The organism is Mycobacterium basiliense (genome assembly GCF_900292015.1).
In the GTDB taxonomy this organism is placed as follows: Bacteria; Actinomycetota; Actinomycetes; order Mycobacteriales; family Mycobacteriaceae; genus Mycobacterium; species Mycobacterium basiliense.
Window position 1 is genome coordinate 1,910,588 of record NZ_LR130759.1, and the last position, 11,993, is coordinate 1,922,580.

Genomic DNA, 11,993 nt, shown 5'->3' on the forward strand with positions numbered 1-11,993 from the left:
AGCGGTCCTCTATCAATCGTTGTGCCAATCCTGTTCCAGTCCTGTCAACATCGACACTACGGCTTGCCCCAGCGCGAGGCCACCGTCGTTGGGCGGTACTGTGTGGTGGGTTAGTACCTCAAATCCATTCTGCTGCAACTGTTCCCGGCACGTTTGGAGCAGCAGTACGTTCTGAAACACCCCGCCGGTGAGGCCCACCAGTCGGATCCGGCCGGCGACCTGGCCGACAACCTTGGTGACGGCCGCCGCCACCGCCCGATGGAAGCTCGCGGCCAGGATCGCCGGTGGGGTGCCGGCGCGCAACGCCGACACCAGCGTTTGCACCATGGTGGTGGGATCGATGATCCCGTCGGGTCGCACCGTAAGCGGCAGCGGCAGCTGAAGTCCGGCGTCGGCCTCTAGGGCCGACTCGGCCAGCGCCTCCAGTTCGATGGCGGCCTGCGCCTCGTAGTCGATCCGATGACGCACCCCCAGCAAGGAGGCGACCGCGTCAAACAGCCGACCCATGCTCGAACACGGGACACATCCGGTCCCGCTCTCCAACTGTGAACGGGTAAGCCGCAATTCGTGCGGTGCGGCGGCGCAGACTGGTGCCAAATCCGGAGTCCAGGCGATCTTGGCCAGCCGCAACTGGGACAGTGCCATCCGCCATGGATTGCGCACCGCGGCGTCCCCGCCGGGAAGCGGCACGGGCAGCAGATGTCCGGCGCGGACGAACCGGTGACTGTCCGTACCCAGGACGAGGATCTCCCCACCCCAAATTGTGGCGTCACAGCCATAGCCGGTGCCATCGAAGGAGACGCCGACGATGGGTTCCCCGATCCGGTCGTGCTCGGCCAGTAGGGACACCACGTGCGCATGGTGATGCTGAACCAGATCTAGGGGTCGATCGCCCACCTGCCGTTCCGCCCAGTTGCGGGTGTGATACCCCGGATGCAGATCGGCGGCCAATCGCGCCGGCTGGCCCCGTATTTCGCTGAGTTGAGCCACCGCCCGCTCGAACGCACGCAGTGTCTCCCAGGTCGCCATATCGCCAATATGGCCGGACAGGTACGCCAGCGGGCCGTCGGTGAGACAGAAGGTGTTCTTGAGTTCCCCGCCCACCGCGAGCACCGCGGGGCCCATGCGTCCCAGGTCGACGGGCAGCGGCGCATAGCCGCGCGACCGGCGGATCGGCAGTTCGCGGGCCCGTCCCTGGTCTCTTACCACGCGCACCACCGAGTCGTCGCAGGGGACGTGGATCGGGCGGTCGTGGTCGAGCACCGCGTCGCATAACAACGAAAGGCGGTGCACAGCATCGGCTTTAGTGAAACAAATGGGTTCATCGGAGCGATTGGCACTGGTCAACACCAGCGCGTCGGGCGCCGGGCCGCCGATACCTGGCACCGGCGTCAGCAGCAGATGGTGAATGGGGGAGTAGGGCAGCATCAGGCCCAGCAGCGGGCTGCCGGGCGCAACGGAGCCGGCGACCGGGGCATCGGGTCGTCGGCGCAGCAATACGATGGGCCGGGCGGGACCGGACAACACCGCGGCCTCGGCATCATCGACATGCGCGAAGCGCCGTGCCACGTCCAGATTGCGGACCAACATGGCGAACGGCTTGCCGCCCCGGCCCTTTCGCGAACGCAGCGCGCTCACCGCCGTATGGTCGTCGACGGCGCACGCCAGGTGGTAGCCGCCGATGCCTTTGATGGCAACCGCCGCACCCGCGGCCAGCGCCTGCTGGGTGGCCGCCAGTGCGGCGTCGGAACCGATGACGTGCCCGGCGTCCGAACGAAACCACAGCGACGGGCCGCAATCCGGGCAGGCGATCGGCTGGGCGTGGAATCGCCGGTCCGCAGGATCGTGATATTCGGCGGCGCACCGCTCACACATGGCGAACACCGACATCGTGGTAGCGGGACGGTCGTAAGGCAGGGCGCGGATGACGGTCAACCGCGGCCCGCAGTTGGTACAGGTCACAAATGGGTGCCGGTAGCGGCGGTTGCGCGGGTCGAACATCTCGGCGACGCAGTCGTCGCACACCGCGACGTCGGGTGGAATCGGGGTTGGGGGGCCCTCGACCGGCTGGCTGACCACGATCCGGAAATCGGCTGCACACCCGGCCTGGGCCGCGATATCGACAACCGCGATGGAGCTGATCCGCGCCAGCGGAGGTGCCTCGACACGTAACCGACGAGCGAATCGCTCGACCGCGGCGGGATTTCCCTGGACCTCCACGAATACCGCGCCCGAGTCATTGCCGACGAACCCGGCCAGGCCCAGCTCGCTGGCGATCCGGTGGACGAACGGACGAAAACCCACCCCCTGCACGACACCTCGCACGGCAAAGCGTTGCCGGACATCGGCAGACCGCAGCAGCAAGGACCCATCGCCCATGTCAGGCGCCATCGGTAAGGAAAGTGCAGTCGCTGGGGCCTCGGCCCATCAATTCCAGGCCGGCCATAGCCTGCTCGGCCCCGGCCCGGTCGGTCTTCTCGATGGCGAAGCCCAGGTGAATGATCACCCAGTCACCGGGGACGAAGGATTCCTCGGGCAGCATGCCCACGTTGACCCTGCGTTGCTCGCCGGTTACGTCCACCAGAGCAAGCTGCCCCTCATAGCCATCCAGCATCCTGATCACCTGACCGGGTATACCCAGACACATGCTCAGCACTCCTCTCGCAATGACTCGGTGCTCGCCGGAGTTTGCAGCGCCGCAACAATCTCCTTGACCGCTCGCGCGGCCCGCGGGACCGCCTCGGCAACGGGTTCGGTAAGGCCCATGCCTTCGTCGACACTGCCCGCCTCACAGCCGACGACGACGGTGTAGGGCGGGCTGCCGCCCAGGGCATGCAGGCTGGCGAACACCTCTGCCGGATCCATCCCGTGTGCGTCCAAACCCGCAGCTTCTGACCAAGACTCGTGATCGGCCTGGAAGACGTGCAAGGTGCCCGGCTTGCCGCGGTTGGGAACCGCGTCGACCAGGACCAGGGTGTCCCACCCCTCCAGCAGGTCATAGGCCAGATGCATGCCGCGGATGCCGTAGTCGGTGACCCGCACACCGGAATCCTCTTGCGGAAGATCGGTCTGACGGACGACCTCGGAGCCAAAACCGTCGTCGCCCAGGAAGATGTTGCCGATTCCGGCCACCAGGATGCGTGCGGACATGAGACTGGGTCGCCCCGCCCTACATACGCCGCAGCTTGAGGTAGCGGCGAGCATCCGGCAGCGAGGCCACCCCCGTCGCCACCGCGATGACCAGGACAAGTGCTATGAGCGCAACGAATACCCACCCCAAGATCTCCATAGCAGACTCCTTTCCTCAAAGGTGTTGGGCTTCCAGTGGTTCGACTTCGTCGGGTGAGAAGTACAGGTAGCGGCCGTACCAATCGTGTAGGTCGGCGGCAGGGTCGTCCTCGACCACAACCGCGACATGCTTGTTGCCCTCGACGTCCTCGTGCACCGACGTGACTCGGGCGGTCTTGCCGGCAACAAAAATGTCCTGCGCATCGGCACTTCGTCTGGGTTGTAGCCGGACCCGACTACCCCGCGCAACACGGACTCCATTCACCAATACGGCGTCGATTTCAGGACGAACAACGTTGTCGGCCAACGGGTCCCACCAGTCGATCCCCTCAGGTATTTCGGGGACCAGCCCGGCGCTCAGCGTCGCGCCGGGCGAACCGCGTAGCACACCGTGCAAGCGGGCCAGGTCTGGTGCCGACAAGGCATCACAGTGCTCGATGATCGCCGCGGCCCGCGGATCGGTCGCCCGAGCTTGCGCCTTCTCGTCGTCGGTCATCGTCATCACGCGCAGCGTCAAAATCTCGTCGATTTCCGTGCAGTCGAACAGCGCGGTGGTGCTCTGTTCGGCGATCTCCGGGTGGTCATAGAGGATGATCGGCGAGATCAGCAGCACGTCGCGGGCGCCCGGCGGGCCCGCCAACACGGGAAAGCAGCGATGCTGCCGACACCGGGACACCGCGTCGACCGCGGTGGCCGGTGGTTCGAGTAGTGAAACAAATTGACCACCCAGCACCTCGGCGATCACATGGCTGCCGATCATCGACCGCGCAACCGCGTCAGTCTTGTCCGTTGCAGCAGGACCGACGTTGGCGAGTCGCAATGAGACGCGGAGCAGTTTGCCGTCGGGTTCGCTGCACACGGTGAGTGCGCCGCACACCTGTTGGCGTTCACGGACCAGCCGGCCACCGTCGAGCGTCTCGATATCTGTTCCCGCGGGCGCCTTGACCGGCAACGTCCACTGTTGGGGAGCAGCATCGAATACCAGTGGACCGTATGATATTTCACAGTCGACCGCTTCGTCCCAGGTCAACCACGATCCCGACGGTGTGTTCAGTTCGTCGACTAGTTCATAGCCGTCGTGCCCGGAATGATCGCGTTGACGTTCGGCCCGGCGATGCTGCAGTTGAAGAAAGCGCACCACGACGGTGATCGCCTGGGAACCGTCTACCAGGAATTGCGCGGCCAGCGCGTCCTCCTCGCCGAGGCCGGCTGAGGCCGCGCCGGGTGGCCCTAAAACGCCGAATTGCCAGCGGGATTGGTTTTTGCTCGATGTCCCGCGGTACGGATAGAGCAGGTAGCCCTCGTAGAGCACCGCATCAGCGACGGCGCGCGCCCGGTCCCAGTCGGAGGTCATCGCGGCACCTTCTGTGCGGATGCATCGGCGATCAGTGCGTTGACCGTGTGGTCCAAGTCGAGCAGCCCGTGTGCCGACTTGTAGCGGGCCAGCGCGCCGATGGTGTCGTGGCGCAGCCGCACCCACCCGCTGTTCGGGTAGTGCAAGGCCACAAGTTGGCGCCAGACTTCGACCGGCATGTCATATCGGTCTTCGCAATCCCAGGACACCTGTTGCACCGAAAAGCCGCGCTCTGACTTGACGAAAAGTGTCCCACTGAACAGGAATTGAAGGGGCAGTGCGCCGTCTCGCAGCGCATGAAGATACTTGGCCGCGGCGACCTCAAAGTCATAGGTGCAGGCCAAGGGCAGCGACACTGTGGTGTGTCCGGAAAATCCGGGCACCATGGCGGCGCAGTGCTGCCACAGAAAGGTGCGTTGCGTGGTCGCCCAGCGGTCTCGCGGCCCAAAGAGGTCGCCCAGCCCGTCGGCTTCGGCGTCGGAGTAGCGACGCCGCAATGGCTCGATGCGGACCTGGCAGCGCAGCGCGATCGCATGTACCCGGTCGTCGCCGCTGGTCGAGATCTCGATGCGGGCGGTAAGGACCGGGCTCACGGCGTATGGTTCGGGTGCTACCTCCCGCACCGCGAACGTCACGTCCATCGGCCGCTCGCTCATCGCGACCCCGCCAGCGGCGTGGGCCGTGCACGGTCAGCGATCTGTGTAAAGAAGTCATCGATGAACGTCCTCGCTTGCTGCCCGCCGTCGAAGCCTCGCCATAGTACGCGCAAGCGTCCGGTGAACTCGTAGCAGGCATCGATCGGTACGAGATAGCTTTGTGGTTCTCCTAGTTCGGGCACACGGACCAGCAGGGCCTCCACGTCGTCGGCCAACAGGGCGACCCGATTGTCGGCTTGACCAATCGCGTTCCACAGCTCCAGGTCAAGCTCGCACTCGCACGCGCCGGCCGGGCCCGGATAAAAGGCAACGGTGCGGCCCAACTCGGAGTTGGTGAAGAAAAACGCCACACCGACCGGGATCTGGAGCGTCTCCCATGCACGCCGATCCAGTGCGAAGTCGCAGAACCACAGATAGCGCTCGGGCACCGCACGGTAGCGCAGCTTGGCGGTGGCATCGGTGAATAGCAGATAGCAGGCGCGACAGACACACATCAATTGCCGGTCCGCCACATTCACCACGTGTTGGTGCTCGTCCGGAATGTTCTCCGCACACATCTCGCACCGTTCGCCGGCCGGCTCCGGGGGGCGGCGGCTGCCCGTGATCCGTGTCAGGACGTCGTAGGGGCCCGTCATGCCGGTGTTCCCAACGCTTCTCGCAGCGCAACCGACAGCACGCCGTCGCGGGTCAGCAGGGGGAGCGGGTCGAGGTGGTCTTTGCAGTCGTGCGCGCCGATGCCCGCGTGCACGACATCGAACTGCCGCTGACACCGTGGACATCGCAGCAGCGCGTCATTGAGCGTGGCGCCTGCCAGCGAATCTGCGCAAACCGGACACCGGTCGCGATAGGCAAATGTCTCCTCGCCGACCCGGCACGCCAGCACGTTGGTCCCGATGGTCCCGCCGGTCCCGCCGACCGCAAAGCCGCCGACTTCGCCGGCCCGCAGCTCGGCCAGCTCGGGCACCGGGTGCCAGGTGGTTGCACCCCGCCCGCTGGCCGAGCCATGGGAACCGTCCCGATGGATTTGCGCCAGTAGCGATTCGGCGGGAATCATGGCGGACGTGTTCACCGCTGTGGGTTGGGATGGCGCCGCGACCACCTCGATCGAGGTGACCTCGGGCGCCGCCGCCCAGATCGCGTCCTGCACGGCCAGCTCCAGCGTCACCGCCGACGACGGGCAGCTCTTGCAGCTGCCTGTGAAAGCCAGCAGCACGCCGGCCCCGTCGGTTTCCTCACTGACCGCGAGCAGATCGACATCGCCACCATGTGAACCCAGGTAGGGCCGGACCCGCTGCAGCGCATCGGACACCCGCCGGTGCAGGTCATGCGGGTGCAGCCCATGCACCAGGAGCAGGCTGGCCACCAGGTCGTCGGCGGCCAGTCGCTCGGCTAACGCGGGGTCGTGAAGCGACCCCATGATGCGCTCCAGCCCGGCCCCGTAGAGTCCGACTACCTCCCGGACCAGCTGTTGGGCGCGGTCGTGTGCGGCCGCGCCACCTGCCGCACAGGCATCCAGCAGCGTCTGGATCCGATCGCCCGCTGTACGCCACTGTGCGTCACTTGGGGGGCTTTCCGGGCGATCCGCCATGTGTCACCCCATAAATGGTGATGACCCGCCGCGCCCGGCCTCGCCGAGCTTGCGATCATCACCGCCGGCGGGTGACTGTGTTGGGGTGTGCAGTCTCTGCAGCGTCTTGCCCTTGCCCAAGTACATGTGCACGCCGCAGGGCAGGCACGGGTCGAAGCTGCGTACCGTGCGCATGACGTCGATCCCCTTGAAGTTCTCCCGGTCGTTCTCCTCGAAGATCGGTTGCCCCTGCACCGCGTCCTCGTAGGGGCCCGGGGTGCCGTAGCTGTCACGCGGGTTTGCGTTCCACGGGGTCGGCGGATACGGGTGGTAGTTGGCGATCTTGCCGTCCCGGATCACCATGTGGTGGCTGAGTACGCCGCGCACCGCTTCGGTGAAGCCGCATCCGATGCCCTCGTCGGGCACCTCGAAGGTCTCCCATGTCTTCGTGCGCCCAGCCCGGATCTCACCGAGAGCCTTCTCGCAGAAGTGCAGTGCGCAGGCCGCCGCGTAGGCCTGGAAGTAGGTGCGGGCCCGGTCACGCTCGATGGTGTTGCTGCCGTGTTTGGGCACCTTCCATTCCAATTCCACCGGCCCCTTCAGGGCGGTCTTGGGCAGGTTGATCTTGACGCTGGTGCCGGTTGCCTTGACGTAGCCGATGTCGACCAGGCCGGCCAACGCGGTGGCCCACAGCCTCGCCAGCGGACCGCCACCGGTATCTAGCGCCAGGTGATCCTTTCCGTCGAACCAGCGCGGCGACATCACCCAGCTGTACTTGCCGCCCTCCAAATCACGTTTCTGCGGGTGCGGGTTGGTGTGTTGGTTCCACGGGTGTCGCCGGTCCACCTTGTTGCCCAGCGGATCGGTCTTGACGAACATTTCCTGGTCGGTCCAGTCGTCGTAATACGAACTGCCCAAGAGGATCCGAATGCCGAGGTTGATGTCTACCAGCGAGTGGGTGACCAGCTTGCCGTCCACCACCACACCCGGGGTGACGAACATCGCGTTGCCCCAGCGCTCCATGTCCTTGTACTCGAAGTTGCACACGTCGGGATCCTGGAAGGAGCCCCAGCAGCCCAGCAGCGTGCGGCGCAGGCCGACCTTCTCGTATCCGGGCAGCGCCTCGTAGAAGAAGTCGAACAAATCGTCGTGCATCGGTACTACCTTCTTCATGAACTCGACATAGCGCATCAGCCGGGTCATGTAGTCGGTCATCAGCTGCACGGTCGCCACGGTGCCGACCCCGCCGGGGTACAGCGTGGACGGGTGTACGTGGCGGCCTTCCATGAGGCAGAACATTTCGCGTGTATACCGGCTGACTTGCAGCGCCTCCCGATAGAACTCGCCACTGAACGGGTTGAGCGAGCGCATGATGTCGGCGATGGTGTGATAGCCGTGCGCGTCGGCGTGCGGTGCGGCCGTCTTCTCCGCCTGCGAGAGGATGCTGGGGTTGGTCTCGGCGACCATCTTCTCGCAGAAGTCAACGCCGACCAGATTTTCCTGGAAGATGTTGTGGTCGAACATGTATTCCGCGGCTTCGCCGAGGTTGACGATCCATTCGCCCAGGTGCGGAGGCTTGACCCCATACGCCATGTTTTGCGTGTAGCAGGAGCAGGTCGCGTGGTTGTCGCCGCAGATGCCGCAGATGCGGCTGGTGATGAAGTGGGCGTCGCGCGGGTCTTTGCCCTTCATGAAGATCGAGTAGCCGCGAAATATCGACGATGTGCTGTGGCACTCGACGACTTCCTTGTTGTCGAAATCGATCTTGGTGTAAATGCCGAGGCTGCCCACGATCCTGGTGATCGGGTCCCATGCCATCTCGACGAGTTGGCCGGGTTCACGCTTCGCGGTGGTCGGCTCGGGGACGATAGTTGTCATCGAAGTCTCTCCGTTGAACTGAGTATGAACGGCTGGGCTGGCGGGGTGACCTACCAGGTGCTCACCAGGTTCTGCGGGCCCCGGTGGTGAGTTGGGTGCCCGTGTGGCGCCAGCGCGGTTCCTTGTCCAGGGTGCGTTCGGTGATGCCGCGCAGACTGCGGATCACCGTGCCGTACAGGCCCGACGCGGTGCTGGAGAACTTGCCCCCCGGCGGCTCGTCCATGAACGGCATGAACTTGTCCGGGAAGCCGGGCATCGTGCACCCGATGCAGATGCCGCCCACATTCGGACAACCGCCGATGCCGTTGATCCATCCGCGCTTGGGTACGTTGCACTTCACAACCGGGCCCCAACAGCCAAGTTTGACAATGCATTTCGGTGACCCATATTCGGTGGCGAAGTCGCCCTGCTCGTAGTAGCCGGCTCGGTCACACCCCTCGTGCACGGTGTTCCCGAACAACCACTTTGGTCGTAGCGCGTCGTCGAGCGGGATCATCGGTGCCTGGCCGGTCGCCATGTAGAGCAGGTAGGTCAGTGTTTCGGACAGGTTGTCCGGGTGAATCGGGCAGCCGGGGACACAGACGATCGGGATGCCGGCCTTGCTCTTCCATTCCCACCCGAGGTAGTCCGGAACGCCCATCGCCCCGGTCGGATTGCCGGCCATCGCATGGATCCCGCCGTAGGTGGCGCAGGTCCCGACTGCGACGATGGCGGTGGCCTTGGGCGCCAGCCGGTCGAGCCATTCGCTGGTGGTCATCGGCTGACCGGTTGCTGGGTCGTTGCCGAACCCGCACCAGTAGCCCTCGTCCTTGATCTTCTCGTTGGGAATAGACCCTTCGACAACGAGCACGAAAGGTTCTAACTCGCCCCGGTCGGCTTTGAAGAACCACTCCAGGAAATCATCGGCTCCCCCGGTGGGTCCGCATTCGAAATCGATCAGCGGCCAGTGGACGGCGACCTGTGGGAGGCCGGGAAGTGCGCCCAGGGCGATCTCCTCGACGCTGGGTTGGGTGGCGGCAGTCAACGCCACCGAATCGCCGTCACAACTCAGGCCTGCGTTGATCCACAGAACGTGGATCAAGGTTTCTTCCGCTTTGACTGCTGCTTCTGTTGGCATGTTGCAGCTTTCCGGGGCCGGGCTGAGACCCCTACACTGCCGGAGTCGACCTTCGGCCCACTTGCACAGCGCTGTTTTTGGGTCTACTCGCGCCGTCGGGCCTTGTCAATGGTCGACGGTGACGGCGCCACCGGAGAGTCACCAGCACTGTGTCGGATGGTCCGTCTGTGCCATCGTATGTTGGTTGACCAGAATGGAATTCGGCGATTTGGGTATCGATGTTGGATCGGCGCTGGTGCTCGCTCGGCCAGGTTCTTGGGCCCTTATTCTGCAAACGATTTGCAGCTGTTCGCCGAGCGGACGGAAATCCGGGATTGGTTGGGGATCGGTGGTCAGTCCGCCTGCACAGCCGGGGAGTCTTGCGCGAAGCGGCGCAACCAACCGAACCAGGCGGCCATGCCGGCGCCGGTGCGCGCACTGACCGGAAGAATGGTTGCGGTGGCATTCACCTCGCGGACGTGTGCGATATACGCGTCGACGTCAGCGTCCAGATAGGGCACCAGGTCGATCTTGTTGAGCAGCACTACGTCGACGGAACGGAACATCACCGGGTACTTGAGCGGTTTGTCCTCGCCCTCGGTGACGGAGTAGACCATAGCCTTCGCATGTTCGCCGACGTCGAACTCCGCCGGGCAGACCAGATTGCCGACGTTCTCGATGATAACCAGATCTAGGCTGGGAAGATCCAGACCGGGTAGGGCGCGATTGACCATGGGTGCATCCAGGTGGCATTCACCGCCAAAGCCGTTGCTGGTGTTGAGCAGTGACACCTGAGCTCCCCGTCCGCTGAGCTTGGCGGCATCGAGATCGGTGGCGATATCGCCCTCGATCACCCCGATCGCAAAGTTCCGGCTGAGTTCATCCAGCGTGGCTTGTAACACCGTGGTCTTTCCGGACCCGGGCGAGCTCATCAGGTTGAGCGCGCGGATGCCATTGTTTTCGAATGCGGCCCGGTTGAGATTGGCGCGCGCGTCATTCTCGGCGAAGATCTCTTCGAGCACATCGACTCGGGCGGGACCGGTTTCATACTGGCTGTGATCCCCGTGGTCGTGTTCGCAGACATCGGTTGCCTGCTCGTGGGTGTGCGCAGTGCCGTCATCGTGGCGATGAAACCTACCCATTCCGAACACCTTTCATGAGACGTCCAGCGACGTGACCAGGAACTCGTTGCCGCAAAGCACGTCGACATCGGGGCTGTCGCATTCCGGACACCAAATCGACCACGCCGACGTGATTTGCGACTTCCGGCCGCAGGCGCGGCAGCGCACCTCGGCCGCGACGCATTCCAGTTCCAATTGGGCGTCCGGCATGTTCTCGGAGTCCCGAACCAGGGTCCAGCAGAATGCCAGTGACTCCGGGACCACGCCGCGTAGCGCCCCCACCCGGACCCGGACGATATCGACGTGGCGTCCCTCGGCGTGCGTCTTGACCACGCCGGCGATCGCTTCGCACAAAGACAACTCATGCATCGCTGGTCACCTGATCCAGCGAGCTAAGGGACGCTGGCCCATGAGATCGTTTTTACACCCAAGTCATGATCGTCCCAGAACCTGGCGAGACGTATGACCGCAGATCCATGGTCAACTTCTTCGGTGGTGGCATCGGCTAGTTGTGGCCGACCGTAGATTGAAACTCGGGATTTGTGTGTCACGTTCGATCGCGGTGGCCGCGGCCACGACAGCATGCGCAAGCATGGTCTAGCGATGCCAGGGGCGTCAGTGCCGAACCTGGTATTGATCGCACTCGATCAGGCATTGGTGGCTTGGAACGATTCTTCGGCTCGCCAACGCCGACCAACTGTCGTGACAGGGGCCGCAGTGGCGCCGGTAGCGGCGCAGGTAGGCGTGCTCGCCGGTATCACCGGCTGCGGCGGAGCGCTACTGCCAGACGTGCGCCGGTACCGGGCCGGTAGCCGCATCGACGCGGACGGGTCCTGCGTGGCACACGCCTGCTGGATCGAAATCGGTGCGGCCAACCGATTGCACCGCAGCGATATCGGCCGGGGCATCGCTCGGTCGAGTATGGGCGGATTCGGGGAAACCATAGCTAATTTGCGCATAAGTTAATTAAGTTGGGTAGTAGTCGGCTGCGGTGGTGGCTTGATTCCGGAATTGCTTGGGCAGGGTGGGAGGC

General features: G+C 64.5%; 12 protein-coding genes and 1 pseudogene. 1 reads left to right on the forward strand and 12 read right to left on the reverse strand.

The annotated features are described in order from the left end of the window. Nucleotides 1-12 precede the first annotated feature (12 nt). The 12 genes and pseudogenes from hypF to MB901379_RS08155 form a co-directional block, all read right to left on the reverse strand. Nucleotides 13-2,379 carry a carbamoyltransferase HypF gene (gene hypF, locus MB901379_RS08105; protein ID WP_158016146.1) on the reverse strand — a complete coding sequence of 789 codons (2,367 nt, stop codon included), beginning with the start codon at nt 2,377-2,379 and terminating at the stop codon, nt 13-15. A 1-nt stretch (nt 2,380) separates the two neighbouring features. Further along, nucleotides 2,381-2,647, reverse strand: a complete 267-nt coding sequence (locus tag MB901379_RS08110; RefSeq protein ID WP_158016147.1) for a HypC/HybG/HupF family hydrogenase formation chaperone — start codon at nt 2,645-2,647, stop codon at nt 2,381-2,383. A 2-nt stretch (nt 2,648-2,649) separates the two neighbouring features. Further along, nucleotides 2,650-3,150 (reverse strand): hydrogenase maturation protease, encoded by a 501-nt coding sequence (locus MB901379_RS08115; protein ID WP_158016148.1) that lies wholly within the window; start codon nt 3,148-3,150, stop codon nt 2,650-2,652. 19 nt (nt 3,151-3,169) lie between these two features. Next, nucleotides 3,170-3,289: a DUF6893 family small protein gene (locus MB901379_RS25285; protein ID WP_408632339.1), complete on the reverse strand. Its 120-nt coding sequence runs from the start codon at nt 3,287-3,289 to the stop codon at nt 3,170-3,172. After that, nucleotides 3,253-4,642: pseudogene (locus MB901379_RS08120) on the reverse strand (hypothetical protein). The gene MB901379_RS25285 and the pseudogene MB901379_RS08120 overlap by 37 nt, the downstream one beginning before the upstream one ends. After that, a complete protein-coding gene (locus MB901379_RS08125; protein ID WP_158016150.1) occupies nt 4,639-5,298 on the reverse strand; it encodes a DUF6084 family protein in 660 nt (219 codons plus the stop codon). Before MB901379_RS08125 ends, MB901379_RS08120 begins: the two are co-directional and overlap by 4 nt. Continuing rightward, nucleotides 5,295-5,933, reverse strand: coding sequence for a DUF5947 family protein (locus MB901379_RS08130; RefSeq protein WP_158016151.1), 639 nt, complete (start codon nt 5,931-5,933; stop codon nt 5,295-5,297). The genes MB901379_RS08125 and MB901379_RS08130 overlap by 4 nt, the downstream gene beginning before the upstream one ends. Continuing rightward, nucleotides 5,930-6,886, reverse strand: coding sequence for a NifU family protein (locus tag MB901379_RS08135; RefSeq protein WP_158016152.1), 957 nt, complete (start codon nt 6,884-6,886; stop codon nt 5,930-5,932). The genes MB901379_RS08130 and MB901379_RS08135 overlap by 4 nt, the downstream gene beginning before the upstream one ends. A gap of 3 nt (nt 6,887-6,889) precedes the next feature. Further along, nucleotides 6,890-8,743 carry a nickel-dependent hydrogenase large subunit gene (locus MB901379_RS08140; RefSeq protein WP_232022018.1) on the reverse strand — a complete coding sequence of 618 codons (1,854 nt, stop codon included), beginning with the start codon at nt 8,741-8,743 and terminating at the stop codon, nt 6,890-6,892. 61 nt (nt 8,744-8,804) lie between these two features. Next, nucleotides 8,805-9,860: an NADH-quinone oxidoreductase subunit B family protein gene (locus MB901379_RS08145; protein WP_158016153.1), complete on the reverse strand. Its 1,056-nt coding sequence runs from the start codon at nt 9,858-9,860 to the stop codon at nt 8,805-8,807. Between the two features lie 332 nt (nt 9,861-10,192). Continuing rightward, nucleotides 10,193-10,981 (reverse strand): hydrogenase nickel incorporation protein HypB, encoded by a 789-nt coding sequence (hypB, locus tag MB901379_RS08150; RefSeq protein ID WP_158016154.1) that lies wholly within the window; start codon nt 10,979-10,981, stop codon nt 10,193-10,195. Between the two features lie 12 nt (nt 10,982-10,993). Then, a complete protein-coding gene (locus tag MB901379_RS08155; RefSeq protein ID WP_158016155.1) occupies nt 10,994-11,329 on the reverse strand; it encodes a hydrogenase maturation nickel metallochaperone HypA in 336 nt (111 codons plus the stop codon). A 348-nt stretch (nt 11,330-11,677) separates the two neighbouring features. Here MB901379_RS08155 and MB901379_RS24505 point away from each other — a divergent pair, with 348 nt between their 5' ends. Then, on the forward strand, nt 11,678-11,926 hold the full coding sequence (locus MB901379_RS24505) for a hypothetical protein (protein ID WP_232022019.1): 249 nt from the start codon (nt 11,678-11,680) through the stop codon (nt 11,924-11,926). Nucleotides 11,927-11,993: the final 67 nt, after the last annotated feature.